This window comes from Pseudomonas sp. GZJR-8, from assembly GCF_002916705.1.
Classification (GTDB): Bacteria; Pseudomonadota; Gammaproteobacteria; order Pseudomonadales; family Pseudomonadaceae; genus Aquipseudomonas; species Aquipseudomonas synxantha_A.
The window spans coordinates 102,073-117,937 of record NZ_JXSI01000011.1 but is presented as its reverse complement, the minus strand read 5'-3'; the positions used below and the strand labels follow the sequence as shown (position 1 = coordinate 117,937).

General features: G+C 62.4%; 13 protein-coding genes. 9 read left to right on the top strand and 4 right to left on the bottom strand.

The window, feature by feature from the left end; genetic code table 11:
- Positions 1-217 precede the first annotated feature (217 nt).
- Genes TK42_RS20515 through TK42_RS20490 form a run of 6 tightly spaced genes read left to right on the top strand, consistent with a single transcriptional unit; the run spans position 218 to position 7,060 of the window.
- Positions 218-1,177 carry a MoxR family ATPase gene (locus tag TK42_RS20515; protein WP_005787860.1) on the top strand — a complete coding sequence of 320 codons (960 nt, stop codon included), beginning with the start codon at positions 218-220 and terminating at the stop codon, positions 1,175-1,177.
- A gap of 5 nt (positions 1,178-1,182) precedes the next feature.
- The gene (locus tag TK42_RS20510; protein ID WP_005787858.1) at positions 1,183-2,115 is read left to right on the top strand and encodes a DUF58 domain-containing protein; all 933 of its coding nucleotides are present in this window, start codon (positions 1,183-1,185) and stop codon (positions 2,113-2,115) included.
- Positions 2,112-2,606, top strand: coding sequence for a DUF4381 domain-containing protein (locus TK42_RS20505; RefSeq protein ID WP_017136650.1), 495 nt, complete (start codon positions 2,112-2,114; stop codon positions 2,604-2,606). The genes TK42_RS20510 and TK42_RS20505 overlap by 4 nt, the downstream gene beginning before the upstream one ends.
- Entirely contained in the window at positions 2,599-3,687 is a 1,089-nt protein-coding gene (locus TK42_RS20500) for a VWA domain-containing protein (RefSeq protein WP_032880830.1), read from the top strand. The genes TK42_RS20505 and TK42_RS20500 overlap by 8 nt, the downstream gene beginning before the upstream one ends.
- Positions 3,684-5,423, top strand: coding sequence for a tetratricopeptide repeat protein (locus TK42_RS20495; RefSeq protein ID WP_103734990.1), 1,740 nt, complete (start codon positions 3,684-3,686; stop codon positions 5,421-5,423). The genes TK42_RS20500 and TK42_RS20495 overlap by 4 nt, the downstream gene beginning before the upstream one ends.
- Positions 5,420-7,060 (top strand): BatD family protein, encoded by a 1,641-nt coding sequence (locus TK42_RS20490; protein ID WP_032880828.1) that lies wholly within the window; start codon positions 5,420-5,422, stop codon positions 7,058-7,060. Before TK42_RS20495 ends, TK42_RS20490 begins: the two co-directional genes overlap by 4 nt.
- 139 nt (positions 7,061-7,199) lie before the next feature.
- Here TK42_RS20490 and TK42_RS27005 read toward each other — a convergent pair whose 3' ends face one another.
- Positions 7,200-7,670 (bottom strand): hypothetical protein, encoded by a 471-nt coding sequence (locus TK42_RS27005; RefSeq protein ID WP_177327417.1) that lies wholly within the window; start codon positions 7,668-7,670, stop codon positions 7,200-7,202.
- Positions 7,671-7,992: 322 nt separating this feature from the next.
- Between TK42_RS27005 and TK42_RS20480 the strand changes: the two genes are divergently transcribed.
- From TK42_RS20480 to TK42_RS20470, 3 genes are read left to right on the top strand one after another with little or no spacing between them, the layout of a single operon-like run.
- Positions 7,993-9,234, top strand: a complete 1,242-nt coding sequence (locus TK42_RS20480) for an exonuclease SbcCD subunit D C-terminal domain-containing protein (RefSeq protein ID WP_078821214.1) — start codon at positions 7,993-7,995, stop codon at positions 9,232-9,234.
- Positions 9,231-12,869 (top strand): AAA family ATPase, encoded by a 3,639-nt coding sequence (locus tag TK42_RS20475; protein ID WP_103734989.1) that lies wholly within the window; start codon positions 9,231-9,233, stop codon positions 12,867-12,869. Before TK42_RS20480 ends, TK42_RS20475 begins: the two co-directional genes overlap by 4 nt.
- Positions 12,866-13,459 (top strand): glutathione S-transferase, encoded by a 594-nt coding sequence (locus tag TK42_RS20470; RefSeq protein ID WP_103734988.1) that lies wholly within the window; start codon positions 12,866-12,868, stop codon positions 13,457-13,459. Before TK42_RS20475 ends, TK42_RS20470 begins: the two co-directional genes overlap by 4 nt.
- Before the next feature lie 596 nt (positions 13,460-14,055).
- Here TK42_RS20470 and TK42_RS20465 read toward each other — a convergent pair.
- The 3 genes from TK42_RS20465 to TK42_RS20455 all read right to left on the bottom strand — a co-directional run bounded on the left by TK42_RS20465 (position 14,056) and on the right by TK42_RS20455 (position 15,850).
- A complete protein-coding gene (locus TK42_RS20465; protein WP_005787847.1) occupies positions 14,056-14,235 on the bottom strand; it encodes a hypothetical protein in 180 nt (59 codons plus the stop codon).
- 156 nt (positions 14,236-14,391) lie between these two features.
- On the bottom strand, positions 14,392-15,567 hold the full coding sequence (locus tag TK42_RS20460; RefSeq protein ID WP_103734987.1) for a lactonase family protein: 1,176 nt from the start codon (positions 15,565-15,567) through the stop codon (positions 14,392-14,394).
- Complete coding sequence (locus tag TK42_RS20455; protein WP_078821210.1) at positions 15,554-15,850, bottom strand: DUF5629 family protein; 297 nt, start codon at positions 15,848-15,850, stop codon at positions 15,554-15,556. Before TK42_RS20455 ends, TK42_RS20460 begins: the two co-directional genes overlap by 14 nt.
- Between the last annotated feature and the right edge of the window lie 15 nt (positions 15,851-15,865).

Below are 15,865 nucleotides of genomic sequence, written 5' to 3'. Positions count from 1 at the left end.
AGCGGCGGGCCAGTTAATACATCGGTGCCCGACACACGGGCATCGGCGGCAAGCCCCCTCCCACATTGACCGTGTTCCCACACCAAAAGCCTACAAGTTTTTCTGAAAATACCCGTGACGTCGTTAGTCGTCACCCCCTTCGATGCATTAAAGTAAGCCTCCCAAGCCTGGCGCTCGCGCTCCACCATCAGGCTCATCTTTCCAGGAACCGTCATCGATGGAACATCGTGAAGCGCTGCTTGCGCTGCGAACCTTTCTTTCTACGCAGATTCTCGGCCAGGAAAAACTCATCGATCGCCTGCTGATCGCCCTGCTCGCCGACGGCCATATGCTGGTCGAAGGCGCACCGGGGCTGGCCAAGACCAAGGCGATCAAGGAGCTGGCCGAAGGCATCGAAGCGCAGTTCCATCGTATCCAGTTCACCCCCGACCTGCTGCCCGCCGACATCACCGGCACCGAGATCTATCGCCCGGAAACCGGCAGTTTCGTGTTCCAGCAGGGGCCGATATTCCACAACCTGGTGCTCGCCGACGAAATCAACCGCGCCCCGGCCAAGGTCCAGTCGGCCTTGCTTGAAGCGATGGCCGAGCGCCAGGTCAGCGTGGGCCGTAGCACTTACGAGCTATCGCCGCTGTTTTTGGTGATGGCCACGCAGAACCCCATCGAGCAGGAAGGCACCTACCCTCTGCCCGAAGCCCAGCTCGACCGCTTCCTCATGCACGTCAAGATCGGTTTCCCGGACGCCGCCGTCGAACGGCGCATCCTTCAGCAGGCCCGCGGCGAAGCGCTCAATGGCGAAACCAAGCCCGAGCGGCGCGTCAGCCAACAGGCGATCTTTGCCGCCCGCAAGGAAATCCTTGGCCTGTACATGGCCGATGCGGTAGAGGAATACCTGGTGCAACTGGTCATGGCCACGCGTACGCCTTCCAAGTTCGACCCGGAAATGGCCGAGTGGATCGCCTATGGCGCCAGCCCCCGAGGCTCCATCGCCCTGGACCGTTGCGCCCGCGCCCACGCCTGGCTGGCCGGTCGCGACTTCGTGAGCCCCGAGGATATCCAGGCGGTGCTGTTCGACGTGCTGCGTCACCGCATCATCCTGTCGTTCGAAGCCGAAGCTGCCGGGATCGACCAGGACCGCGTGGTGCAACGCATTCTTGACGTTGTTGCCGTCGCTTGAAGCCGATGAACGCCAGCGATGGTATACGCGTAACCCTCAGTGAACTGATTGAGATGCGTCACCACGTGCGCGAAGTGCAGCTGTTCTCCACGCCCGGCCAGCGCAGCCCGTTGATCGGCCTGCACCACTCCAAGCTGCGCGGGCGCGGTGTGGACTTCGATCAGGTGCGGGTGTACCAGGCGGGCGACGACGTGCGCACCATCGACTGGCGCGTGACAGCGCGCACCCAGGAACCGCACACCAAGTTGTTCCACGAAGAACGCGAACGGCCGATCTTTATCATGGTGGAGCAAAGCTGCCGTCTGTTCTTCGGCTCGGGGCAGATGTTCAAGTCGGTGCTCGCCGCACAAGCGGCCAGCCTGATCGGCTGGGCGGCCCTGGGGCATAACGATCGGGTCGGCGGACTGGTGTTCGGCGACAGCGAGCACTACGAAATCAAGCCTCGACGCAGCAAACAAAGCCTGTTGCAGCTGCTTAACCGCCTGGTGCGGGTCAACCAGAGCCTGAACACCGAAAGCCGCCCCGAAGCTGACGCCCTGGGCATGGCCTTGCGCCGTGGCCGTGAAGTGTTGCGACCGGGCAGCCTGGGAATTGTGATCTGCGATGAACGGGCGCTGACTGACAGCGCCGAGCAACAGCTGAGCCTGCTGTCGCGACATTGCGACCTGTTGCTGCTGCCCATTTCCGACCCGCTTGATCACGCCCTGCCCGCCGCCGGGTTACTGCGCTTCGCAGAACGCGGCGCACAGCTGGAACTGGACACCCTGAACATTGATTTGCGCCAGGCCTACAAAGCCCAGGCCGAAGCACGTATCGCCCGCTGGGAACGGCTCGCGCAAAAGCTGCGGGTGCTGTTGATGCCGTTGAGCACACAGAGTGAAATGGTCGAGCAATTGCGCGAGTACCTCAACCCGCAACGCCCGGTTAAAAAACAATGAGCAGCCTGGACCAACTGCAACCGCTGATCGCGCCGCCGGCCATCGGCTTCTGGCCGCCTGCGCCCGGCTGGTGGCTGTTGCTGCTGGTGATCCCGCTGCTCGGCTGGGGCCTGTGGTGGTTGCGCCGCTTCCTGCCAACCCGCCGCCCCGTGGCCCGCGCCGAACAACCGCTGGACCCGCTGCGCATCGCCGCCCTCGCCGAACTGGCCTTGATGCCCAAGCCCTACGACGGCGCGCCCGCAGGTGCCTGGCTGCAACAACTCAACGGCCTGCTCAAGCGCCTGTGCCGTAACGACTACCCGTATAGCCAGAGCCATACCCTCAACGGCCGCAAATGGCTGGCCTTCCTCGACAACCGCTGCCCCGCCGCCGGCCTGACGCGCTGGATGGTACTGGTGGAAGGCGCCTACAAGCCCGAATGCAAACTCGACGACAAAGCTATCGCCGGCCTGACTCAAGCTGTCGACACCTGGATCCGCAAACATGTTTGAGTTCGCCTGGCCGTGGATCTTTACCCTGTTGCCATTGCCCTGGTTGATGCGCCTGATCCTGCCCGTGGCCGACAGCGGCGAACCGGCATTGAAAGTCAGCTACCTGAGCGACCTCGAAGGCTTGGCCCGCCGTCGCGCCCGCGCCAACCTGCCAGGCTGGCGCCAGCAGGCCCCCTTCGTGGTGCTGTGGCTGCTGCTGTTGACTGCCGCCGCACGCCCGCAATGGCTGGGCGAGCCTTTGCCAATTGCCGCCAGTGGCCGGGACTTGCTGGTGGCGGTCGACGTGTCAGGCTCCATGGATTTCCCCGACATGCACTGGCAGGGTGAGGACGTGAGTCGCCTGGCCCTGGTCAAACACCTGCTCGGGGACTTTCTTGAAGAACGCGAAGGTGACCGCGTGGGCTTGATCCTGTTTGGTACTCAAGCCTACCTGCAGGCACCGCTGACCTTTGATCGGCGCACCGTACGTACCTGGCTCGACGAAGCGCGTATCGGCATTGCCGGCAAGAACACCGCCATCGGCGATGCCATTGGCCTGGCCTTGAAACGCCTGCGCCAACGCCCGGCGCAAAGCCGTGTGCTGATCCTGATCACCGACGGCGCCAATAACGCCGGGCAGATCGACCCGTTGACGGCAGCGCGACTGGCGGCCGAAGAAGGCGTGAAGATTTACCCGATCGGCATTGGCGCCGACCCGGAGCAAACCGGTTCCCTGGGCATTCTCGGCGTAAATCCGAGCCTGGACCTCGACGAGCCGGCGCTCAAGGCGATGGCCGAGGCCACCGGCGGTCAATATTTTCGCGCCCATGACGGCGAGGAACTGCAGCAGATCAAGGAGACCCTCGACACCCTGGAGCCCGTCGAACAACAACCCACCCAAGCGCGACCGGCCCAGGCGTTGTACAGCGGCCCGCTGGCGCTGGCGCTGATCTTGAGCCTGTTGCTGGTGATCCAGGAACGCTGGCCCAACAACGCCTTGCAACGCGGGTTCAACAAGCTGTCGAGCAAAGGGATCTTCCTGCAACAACACCCTGAATGGCGCCAGCGCCTCAAGCGCTTGCGTTTGCGGAGACGTCGATGATCGCCCTGTGGCCGCACTGGTTCCGGCCCTGGTGGCTGTTGCTGCTGCCGCTGCTCGGCTGGTTGCTGTGGCAGTTGTGGCACCGACAAAAGCGCGCCGGCCGCTGGCAGATGATCCTGCCACCGGCCTTCCATGCCGTACTGCTCAGTGGCGGCAACGGCCGCGAGAGCAAATCGCCGTGGGTGCTGCTGGGCATCGCCTGGCTGTTGGCCGTGCTGGCGTTGCTGGGGCCCAGTTGGCAACGGGTTGAACAGCCCAGTCAGAAACCCGCTGACCCGCTGGTGGTACTGCTGGAACTGACCCCGGAAATGCTTGCCACCGACAGCCCGCCCAACCGCCTGGAGCAGGCGCGGCGCAAGCTGTATGACCTGCTGCAAGCACGCACCGATGCGCAAACCGCCATCGTCGTGTATGCGGGCAGCGCCCATACGCTGGTGCCGCTGTCGGACGACCTGGCCACCAGCCGCAATCTGCTGGAGGCCCTGCGCCCTTCGATCATGCCCGAGCCCGGCCATCGCGCCGATCTGGCCGTGGAAAAAGCCCTCGGCCTGCTCAAGCAAGGCGGGCTCGGCCAGGGGCGCCTGCTGCTGATCGGCTCCTCGCTGTCGAAACAGGAGCGCCAAGGCATCCGCCTGCAACTGCAAAGCGCCCAGGCACCGCCCTTGTCGATCCTCGGCATCGGCAGCCGTGAAGGCACACCGGTGACCCAGGAAAGCGGCGAGTTCCTCAAGGACGACCAGGGCGCGATCCTGGTGCCACGCCTCGACAGCCCGACGCTCAAGGCCTTCGCCAGTGAAATGGGTGGCCGCTACCGTGCGGCGCGCCTGGATGACAAAGACCTGCGCCAACTGGGTATGCTCGACAGCGTACAAGCCCTGCGCAACGACGGCCAAGTGCTGCACCTGGACACCTGGGCCGATCAGGGTTACTGGCTGCTGCTGCCGCTGTTACTGCTGGCCGCCTGCGCCGGGCGTCGCGGCTGGCTGTTCTGCCTGCCTTTGCTGCTGCTGGGCGCACCACAACCCAGTTACGCCTTTGGCCTTCAGGACCTGTGGCTGCGCCCCGACCAGCAAGGTCAATACCTGCTCAAGCACAAGCGCCCAGCCGAAGCCGCCGAACACTTTCAAGACCCGCAATGGCAAGGTGTAGCCCTGTACGAAGCCGGCAATTACGCCGAGGCGATCAAACGTTTTGCCCAGGGCAACGACGCTTATTCCCACTACAATCGAGGCAATGCCCTGGCCAAAGCCGGTGAACTCGAAGCCGCTATCGACGCCTACGAGCAAGCCCTGGAAGCCCAGCCCGATCTGCAACCGGCGCTGAAAAACAAGGCCCTGGTTGAAACCCTGATGCAAGAGCAAGCCGAGCCCGAGCCGACCCAGCCTGCAAAAAACGAAGATGACGAAAGCCCCCAACCCGGCCAAACTGCGCAACCGGGGGCCAGCGGGCAAACGGGCCAGAGTGGCGAACAATCGCCCCAGGGCCAGGGCGAAGCCAGCAGCGGTGAAACTCAGGTCGGCGCCACCCCACAGCCAGGCCACAATGAAGTGCCGGGCAGCGAACTGGGCGACGAGCACACCACCACGCCGCCCCTGCGCCCTGTCGACACCCGCCTTGAAGGTGAGCGCCGCCAGGCGCTGGAGCAATGGCTGCAAGAGATCCCGGACAATCCCGGTGAGCTGCTGCGGCGCAAATTCTGGTACGAACAGCAACAACATCAGGACACGACTCGATGAGCCGCCGCACCACCCTTTTGCTTCTGCTCGCGTTGTCGGCAGGCCACGCCCAGGCGGCGAACCTGGTTGCCAGCGTTGACCGTAACCGCCTCAACTCCGGGGAAACGGTGGAGCTGACGGTGGAGTCCAGCGATGTAACCCAATTCGGCAAGCCGGACCTGTCGCCCCTGGACGCACAGTTTGAAGTCAGCGGCACCCGCCAGATCAACCAGCTCACCACCCTGGGCGGCGATAACCACGCCACCACCCGCTGGATCATCACCCTGCTGCCCAAGGAAAACGGCAACGTGATCATCCCGCCGTTGCAAGTGGGCGCACTCAAGACCCAGCCGATCACCCTGCAAGTGGTCGAAACCGCCAGCCAGAACACCAGCACCGAGCTGGCCCCAGTATTTATCGAGGCCAACCTCGACCAGACCGCCGTGTACGTCCAGGCCCAAGCGCTGTTGACCGTACGCGTGTACCACTCGGTATCGCTGTATGACGACAGCAGCCTCACGCCCTTGCAGATTCCCGATGCACGTGTCGAACAACTGGGCGAGTCGCGTACCTATGAGAAGGTCATCAACAGCATCCGCCATGGCGTGATCGAGACCCGCTACGCTGTCTACCCGCAGCACAGCGGCACGGTGGTGATTCCGGCGCAGACCTTCAGCGCTACCCTGGTGGAGTCGCGTCCACCCCAGGAAAACACACTGCAGGGCACCAAGCCGGGCAAGATGATCCACGTCAGCTCTGCGGCCCTGCCGTTGACGATCAAACCCAAGCCGGACCTCTACCCCGCCGACGCTCCCTGGCTGCCGGCGCGCAGCCTGACCCTGAGCGAAGGCTGGAACCCTACGCCGGACCACGTGCAGGTCGGCGACTCTCTGACTCGCAGCCTCACCGTGCAGGCCGAGGGCTTATCCAGCGCACAGTTGCCGGCGCTGCCCAGCGCCGACGTCAACGGCCTGCGCCGCTACCCGGACCAACCGGTACTGGGCAACCAGACCAGCGACCGCGGCCTGATCGGCAGCCGTGAAGACCGCGAAGCTCTTGTGCCAACCCGCGCCGGCGAGCTGGAACTGCCGCCGGTGGAAGTGGTGTGGTGGAACACCCACGAAGATCACCTGGAACGCACCAGCCTGCCGGCGCGCACTGTGCAAGTGGCGGTCAATCCCAGCCTGGTGGTGGACGCACCCGCCACGCCAACCATCATCACTGCACCCGACGATGAGCGCCTGTGGCTGTGGCAACTGAGCACACTGATCCTGGCATGCACCACGTTGCTGGGCTTCGGCCTGTGGTGGCGCGCCCGTCGGCAGCCGGCCGTACAGCGCGCCGCGCAAACCGGCCCGAGCCCGCGCACCCTGCTCGACGACCTCAAGCGCGCCACCCAGGCCAATGATCCGCAAGCCACCCGCCAGGCCCTCGATGCCTGGGCGCGTCAACAGCCGGAAACCCTGGCCGACATGGCGGCGCGGTTTGTGCCATTGTCAGATGCCCTGGATGGCTTGAACGGCGCGCTGTACAGCGAAAGCGGCCAGTACTGGCTGGGTGAAGACCTGTGGCGTGCGATCAAGGCCATCCCCGTGGCCGAACGCGAGCAGGACCCGGCGACCGACACCACCAGCTTGCCGCCGTTGTATCCCAAGTAATACCGCAAACTCATGTGGGAGGGGGCTTGCTCCCGATGGCAGAGTTTCAGTTGATACATCTTTAACTGACCCACCGCTATCGGGAGCAAGCCCCCTCCCACAGTTGCCCTGTGTCGCCTGTTCGACATCCATCTGGATGTTAGTGATTACGGCGCGGCACCTTCCATTCACGATGGGGGAATTTGTACAGATAGTTCAGGTTATCCATATCGAACCGGCCATCTTCCTTGCCGGGGCCACCAAAGAAGCTGATGCCGATATCCAGCTTGCGCAGCAGTTCGGGGCGTGACAACAACTCCAGTGCCGTGTGGTGTGCCTCTGGAGAAAATGACCTGTCGCTGGCTATCAGACCGGCCGCTTCTTTCAATTCATTGAAGTTTACGTAGCTGTCTGTCGCCCCGGCGGCGAACTCGCGAAAGTGGTCGCGGACCAGCCCTATCAGTTGCCGGTCGGTCACTCCACCAAAAGGACGCGCGTGAGGGGCGCCGGCTTGGGCCTCAGCGCTTCGCGCTTGCCGATGGCTGGACGAGGGTGAGGTTTTTTCAGGGTTCACCTGCTGAGGCATCACGTGAAAAGGACTAATAGGGGATGCATTTATTGAAACTGTCATGGTGAGTCTCTGATTCCGAAGGTTAATTAAGGCGTCCACGTGAGTGTGTGGTCCTCCCCTGCCCAACCGTTCCCCACGGCTGGCGCCCAACGCGACATGGCCCGCGCAATGGCCTGCCTGCCCCCCCCAACCCCGTCAACACCCATAACCCCTGTGGGAGGGGGCTTGCTCCCGATAACGGTGGATCAGCCAATTAATCCATATCTGATTCACCGTCATCGGGGCAAGTCCTCTGCTATATCGGGTCTGGGCCACTTGCAGGCACTGTGTGCGTGTTTACAGGTAAACTCCCCTCCTTTTCATCTTCTCCACGGAGTTCGCCTTGCGTCTGTTTCACACCTCCGACTGGCACCTGGGCCAAAACCTCCACGGCCAGGAACGCGACTTCGAACATGCCTGTTTCCTTGAGTGGCTGCTGGGCCAACTGAAGGCCCAGCGCCCGGATGCGCTGTTGATCGCTGGCGATATCTTCGACACGGTCAACCCGCCGCTCAAGGCCCAGGAACGCCTGTATGACTTCATCATCAGCGCCCATGAGCAAAACCCGACGCTGACGATTGTGATGATCGCCGGCAACCATGACTCCGGCTCGCGTATCGAGCTGCCCGCGCCGTTGATGCGCCGCCTGCGCACTCATGCCCTGGGCCGGGTGTTGTGGCTCGACGATGGCCAGTTGGACGCCGAACGCCTGCTGATCCCCTTGCCGGATGCCAAAGGCAAGATTGCCGCCTGGTGCCTGGCGCTGCCATTCCTGCGCCCGGCGGAAGTTACCGGTGCGCATCTGGGAGACGACTACTTGCGGGGTATCGGCCAGGTGCATGAATGGCTGATCGCCGCCGCCAATGCCAAACGCAAAAAAGGCCAGGCACTGATAGCCATCAGTCATGCGCACATGGCCGGGGGGTCGGTATCGGAAGACTCCGAGCGCAGCCTGATCATCGGCAATGCCGAGGCACTGCCGGCCAGCCTGTTCGACAAAACCGTCGGCTATGTTGCCCTCGGCCATTTGCACAAGCCGCAACAGGTCAATGGCGAAGAGCGCATTCGCTACAGCGGCTCGCCGATTCCGCTGTCGTTTTCCGAGATTGGCTACAAGCATCAGGTGCTCGACGTGACATTTCAGGGCGAACGGCTGGTGGGCGTCGAACCGCTGCTGATCCCCCGTTCAGTCAACCTGCAACGTCTGGAAGCCGCACCGCTGGCGGACATCCTCAAGCAGCTGCGCGACCTGCCGGACATCGACCTGCTGGCCGAAACCCAACGTCACCCTTGGCTGGAAGTGCGGGTACGCCTCGACGAACCACAGCCAGACCTGCGCCAGCAGATCGAAACCGCCCTGCAAGGCAAGGCCGTACGCCTGGTGCGCATCGCCGCCGAATACGCCGGCCAGCGCGGCAACAGCGAAAGCGACGATGAGCGCTTGATCGAACTCGACCAGCTCACGCCCCAGGAATTGTTCAGCCGTGCCTGGCAGGACAGCTATGGCAGCGAAGTGGATGAACAAACCCTGAAGGATTTCGCCGTGCTGCTCCAGGAAGTGCAACAGGAGGGCGAACAGCCATGAAGATCCTCGCTATCCGCCTGAAAAACCTCGCCTCCCTGGCCGGCCCGTTCGAGATCGACTTCACCGCCGAGCCCCTGGCCAGTGCGGGCCTGTTCGCTATCACCGGGCCGACCGGCGCGGGTAAAAGCACGCTGCTTGACGCATTGTGCCTGGCGTTGTTCGGCGCGGTGCCGCGCCTGGGCGATACCGGCCAGGCCAAGATGCCGGACGCCGACACCGATATTTCCATCGGCGATCCGCGCACGCTGATTCGGCGCGGCACCGGCGGCGGTTATGCCGAAGTGGATTTCGTCGGCGTCAGTGGCCGTCGCTACCGTGCGCGCTGGGAAGCCAACCGCGCCCGCGACAAGGCCAGCGGCAAGTTGCAGAACAGCCGGCAAAGCTTGATCGACCTGGACAGCGAGCAACTGCTGGCCAGCCAGAAAACCGAATACAAGACTCAGCTTGAGCTGGCCCTGGGCCTGAACTTCGAGCAGTTCACCCGTGCGGTGTTGCTGGCGCAAAGCGAGTTCAGCGCCTTCCTCAAGGCCAATGACAATGAGCGCAGCGAACTGCTGGAAAAGCTCACCGACACCGCGCTGTACACCCAACTGGGTCGACGTGCGTTCGACAAGGCCAAGGAGGCCAGGGACGCCCACAAACAGTTGCAAGACCAGGCCACCGGCGTAGTGCCCTTGGCACCTGAAGCCCGCGCCGAACTCGATCAACAGTTGGCCGAGGCCCAGCAACAACTCAAGACCCAGCAGGCCCAGCTCAAGCAGTTGGAGTTGCAGCACACCTGGCTTAAAGAGTTGCGTGAGTGGCAAGAGCGCCAGCTCAGCGCCGTCGAACAACTGCAGCAGGCCCAGCAGCAGTGGGACAGCCAAGGCCCGCAACGCCAGGACCTCAATCGCCTGGAGCAATTGGCACCGCAACGTCATCACTTCCTGCGCCAGGCTGAACTCGGCACCCTGCTGACGCCACTCGCGGCACAGATTCAGCAACAGCTGGAGCAGCAAGTCGCCCTGCATACCCGCCAGGACCAGGCGCAACAACAGCAAGTGGCCGCCCAAGCGGCGCTGGCCGACGCCCTGAAAAACCAGGCCGAGGCGGCTCCCCTGCTGCGCCAGGCCGTTGAAGAACAGAACACCCTCGCCCACTTGACCCGGGAACTGGCCAAGCGCAGCGAAGAAAAACAACAACAGCAAAGCGCCTGCAACGAAGGCCACGCCCTGCTCAAGGGTTTGCAAGACACGCAAACCCAAGTCGCCGAGCGCCTGCACCGCCTGGCTGCCGAGCTTGAGCACAGCACCGCCCTTGCCCCGCTGAGCGAAGCCTGGAACGCCTACCGCGACCGTCTGCAACAGCTGATGGTGATCGGCAATCGCCTCAACAAGGGCGAGGCCGAACTGCCGCAACTCGAACAGCGTGCCAGCGCCGCCGCCGATCAGTTCACCCAACAGCGCGAAGCCCTCGACCTGCTCTATCAGGAAGCCGGTGCCGAACCCCACGCGGTGGCCGAGCAAATTCAGTTGCTGGCCAGCCTGCTGCAGGATAATCGCAAGCAACAGCGTGCTTTCGAAGACCTGGCCCGCTTGTGGGACAGCCAGCAGCAACTGGATCAACAAACAGCCGCGCTGACACAACAACTCGCCGATGCCGCGCAACGCCGCGAGCGACTGAACCAGAGCGGTTTGCAAACCAAGGCCGAACTCAGCGTGGCTGAGCAAACCCTGACGGTGACCAAGCAACTGCTGGAACGTCAGCGCCTGGCCCGCAGCGCCAGCGTCGAAGAGTTGCGCGCGCAATTGCAGGATGACCAGCCCTGCCCGGTGTGCGGCAGCCACGAGCATCCGTATCACCAGCCCGAAGCCCTGTTGCACAGCCTGGGTCGCCATGACGAGAACGAAGAAGCCACGGCGCAAAAGGCGGTCGACGACCTCAAGGAAAAACTCAACGAACTGCGCGGTGAAGTCGGTGGCCTGATCGCCGAACAAAAGGAGTTCCTGCGCCAACAGGAACAGCTGGCGATACAACAGCAAGGCCTGGCACAGAGCCTGGAGGCCCATTCGCTGTCCGCCTCGTTGTTCAATCAGGACGCGGCCAAACGCAGCGGCTGGTTGGCTCAGCAACTGGCCCAACTGACCCAGAGCCTCACTCAGGACGAACAACGCCAGGACGCCCTACTCAACCTGCAACAAAACGCCGGGCGCCTTCAGCAGCAATTGCAAGCCGCCCAGGAGGCCAGCCAACAAGCCCGGCAATTGCTGGTGGACCAGCAACGGGAATTGGCCAAGGACCGCGAACGCCTCGACGCAGAACTCGCCACCTTCGCCACCCTGTTGCCCACCCAAACCCTGGAGGGCTTGCGCAGTGCGCCTGCGGCGACCTTCATGCAGCTCGACCAACAGGTCAGTCAACGTCTTGAGCAGTTGGGCCATCAGCGCGATGAACTGGCCGAGCAGCAGGAGCGCCAGCAGGCCATCGAGAAACAGCAGACCCACCAGCAACATCGCCAGCAGCAACTCGACGCGCTCACGCTGCAAGTCACCGAAGTGGCCTCACAGCAACAAGCTGTTCAAGAAAAACTCAGTGCCTTGCTGGGCGACCACGCCAGCGCCGAACACTGGCAGCAGCAACTGGAGCAGGCCGTCGCGCAGTCACGCCAAAGCGAGACCGACGCCAACCACGAGCTGCACACCGTGCACACGGCCCTGGTCCAACTGGCTGCTGACCTTAAGGCCCAGCAGGACCGCCAGCACGCGCTGCAAGCGGAACAACAAGCGCTTGAAACACGCATCAATGAATGGCGCACGCTGCACCCCGATCTGGATAACCAGGGCCTGTCACGTTTATTAGCCTTCGATGAGGCTCAGATCGCGCAGCTACGCCAGGACCTGAACAGCAGCGAAAAAACTGTCGAGCAAGCCAAGGTGCTGCTGCAAGAGCGCGAACAGCGCTTGGCCGAACACCAGGCCTTGCACAACGGCAATCTCGACGCCGATCAACTGGACCACACCCTGGCGGCGCTCAATCAGCGGCTGGCCGAAGGCGAGAAGCATTGCGCCGAACTGCGCGCCCGCCAAGCCGAAGATCAACGCCGCCAGGACGCCAACCAGGCCCTGGCCGAACAGATCACCAAGGCCTATGAAGAATGGCAGCGCTGGGCGCGCCTGAATGCGTTGATCGGTTCGGCCACCGGCGACACCTTTCGCAAGATCGCCCAGGCCTACAACCTCGATTTGCTGGTGCACCATGCCAACGTGCAGTTGCGCCAACTGGTGCGCCGCTACCGGCTTAAACGCGGCGGCAGTATGCTCGGGCTGTTGGTGATGGACACGGAGATGGGTGACGAATTGCGCTCGGTACACTCACTGTCCGGTGGCGAAACCTTCCTGGTGTCATTGGCGCTGGCCTTGGGCCTGGCGTCCATGGCCTCAAGCACCTTGAAGATCGAGTCGCTGTTTATCGATGAAGGTTTCGGCAGCCTCGACCCCGAGTCCCTGCAATTGGCCATGGACGCTTTGGATGGTTTGCAGGCTCAGGGCCGCAAGGTGGCGGTGATCTCTCACGTTCAGGAAATGCACGAGCGTATCCCGGTGCAAATCCAGGTCAAGCGCCAGGGCAATGGCCTGAGCACCCTGGAGGTCAAGTGAGCCAGGCGCTGCTGTATTCGTTCCGGCGCTGCCCTTATGCAATGCGGGCGCGATTGGCGCTGCGCTATTCAGGCGTGCCGGTGGACATTATCGAAGTGAGCCTGAAAGCCAAACCGACCGAGATGCTGGCGCTGTCGCCCAAGGGCACGGTGCCGGTGTTGAGCGTCGAAGGCCGAGTGATCGAAGAAAGCCTGGAGATCATGCAGTGGGCGCTGGCACAGCACGATCCCGAGGATTGGTTGTTGCAGGGTGAGCCTGCGGTATTGGCGCTGATCAGCGAGAACGATCAGGTGTTCAAACATCACTTGAATCGATACAAGTACGCCGAACGCTACCCGGAGCAACCGATGGAACATTATCGGGCCGAGGGCGAGGTGTTTTTGCGCAAGCTGGAGGGTTTGCTGACAGAGCGGGAGTATTTGCTTGCCGATCACCTGAGCCTGGCAGATGCGGCGCTGGTGCCCTTTGTAAGGCAGTTTGCCCATGTGGATCGCGAGTGGTTTGCGGGGACGCCGTACTACCGGTTGCAGGCGTGGCTTCAACGGTTTCTGGAATCACCGCTGTTTATTGCGGTGATGGCAAAAACCTGAGTCTTACTCGACTAAATGTGGGAGGAGCTTGCTCCCGATAGCGGTGGGTCAGTCACAGGTGTGCTTACTGATACTCCCTCATCGGGGCATAGGTATCTACACAACTTCTGGTATGGCGCTGTACCTGTGGGAGGGGGCTTGCTCCCGATGGCGGCCTCAGGGCCGACCAGGATGCCGGATCAAACCGAGTACATATCCGTTATTTAGGCAACGGCTACTATTGGTTCCGCTCTTACAGCGGCTCACTTTTGAAAAGCGCAAAAGTAAGCAAAACGCTCTTGCCCCACCACTCGGCACCTCGCCTAGGCTCGGTGTGCCCGTAATCCGCCAGTGATTTGGGGGGCCGCCGCCACGCGCCATCCATGGCGCGGGGCGGCTAAACCGGCATCCCTGCCGGTTTACCCCCCAAATCCCTGTCGAATTCCGGCCAGCGTGGTTTGACGGGGCGCTTAAGATCAAAAGCAGATCAAGATCAAGATCAAGAGCGGCTCGCTTCGCATCGTGGTTACGCTCGGCGGTGGCTACAAAAGTTGTGTAGATACCCATGCTCATCGGGGGCAAGCCCCCTCCCACATCAGGCCTCTATTGTCTGAAGCTCAGTGCTGAGTCTTGTGATCCAGCGCTGCATAGAAATTGGCACTCTGTTGCAGGTATTTCTGGGTGTAGGCCGTGACACTGGATTTCTTGTCAGTGACTTCCACGCTGGCGCTGGCAGGCAATGCCACGGTGGCGGAAACAGCGGAAGCGGCGATGATGGAGAAGAGATTCAAGTTCATGGCGGTAACCCTTGTGTTCGTTTGGTTGAGTGGCCGGTGGAGGCCTTGGAACCAAACTTACGCCCGAGGATTGAACCTTAGAAATGCTTTGAAACAGTAGCCGCTATCAACCGAATTAATACAAAGGCTCAGGCCCCGCACTGCGGGGCCTGTGGCTTATTGACGCACCAGGAACTTGAGGTCACTGGGGGCATCGATCGGCAATTGCTGCACGGTTTTACCCAACAGACCGGTCTTGGGGTCGCGTTCAACCACCACGATTTCATTGCTTTTTTGGTTGGCGATCAGCAGGAACTTGCCGCTCGGGTCGAGGCTGAACTCACGAGGGTGATCACCTTCGACAGAGCGACGCTGGATTTCCTTGAGGTGCGCGGTGGCCGGGTCGATGCTGAACACCAGCAACTGATTGGCCGTACCGCGGTTGCTCACGTAGAGGAACTTGCCGTCGCTTGACGCATGCAGCGCCGCGCCGGCTTTGTCGGACACCGGTTGGCCAGCGGCATAGTCCAGCAGCTGGGTTTGCGTCAGCTTGCCATCGCTGTAATCGAACACCGCGACCTGAGCGCTCATTTCGGTGGTCAGCCAGGCGTGTTTGCCGTCGGCGCTGAACAGCAAATGACGTGGGCCGCTGCCGGGTGGCAGTTGCACCGAGGCCGGGTTGGCCGGCGTCAGCGGCAATTCGTGATTGGCCTTGGGATCGTACTGGTAGACAAACACTTTGTCCGCGCCCAGGTCCTGCACATATACGTACTTGCCATCCGGTGACGACACCACGGAATGCACGTGATTGGACGCCTGGCGCTCAGGATTTACCCGGCTGGCCGGATGCCCGCTCAACTGCACCGGGGCCGACAGCTTGCCCTCGGCGCCTACCGGCAGCACCGCCAGGCTGCCGCCCGGGTCTTCGAGTACCGAATAGTTGGCAACAAACAGGTGACGCCCATCGGCGGCGACGCTGGAATGGGTCGGCTCGTTGCCCAGGCTCTGCACCTGGTTGATCAGGGTGAGCTGATGATTTTGCGGGTCGATGCTGTAACTGCTGACACGACCCACCGGGTCTTCCTGGCCTGGACCGTTCTCGTTGACCACAAACAGGTACTTCTGGTCCTTGGAAACCGTCAACCACGACGGGTTGGCCGTCTTGGCCGCGAGCACCGGCTTGCCGCTGAACTGCCCGGTGCGGCTGTCGAATTGCAGGCGGTAGATACCTTCGCTGGTGCCGGCGGTATAGCTGCCCACCAGCAGCTCATAGGTGTCAGCCGGTGCAGCCTGCACCGACATGGCACCGACACTGCCCGCCATCAGCAAGGGCCAGAATTTACGCATCATCATCGGCTACATCCTCATCGTTATTGTTGCCGGTGAAGGCGCTCATGCAGATCAAGCGGTGCTCGCCCGATTCACCGGTAAGGGTCCAGCTTTGCAGGGTGCCGTCGAACGTGGCCGCCTGCACCTGGGCCAGGCTGAACGCCCAGCGTTTTTCTGCACGGCCGTCCATGGCGGTGATCAGCAACTTCTCGTTATCGAGTTCGAAGTCAAAGGCGTGCAAGCCATCGATTTCAAGCATGTCGCTGGTTTCAAGGGTGTCCGGCAGGGTGGCAGATTCGGCAGTCATCACATCAGTCGTTCA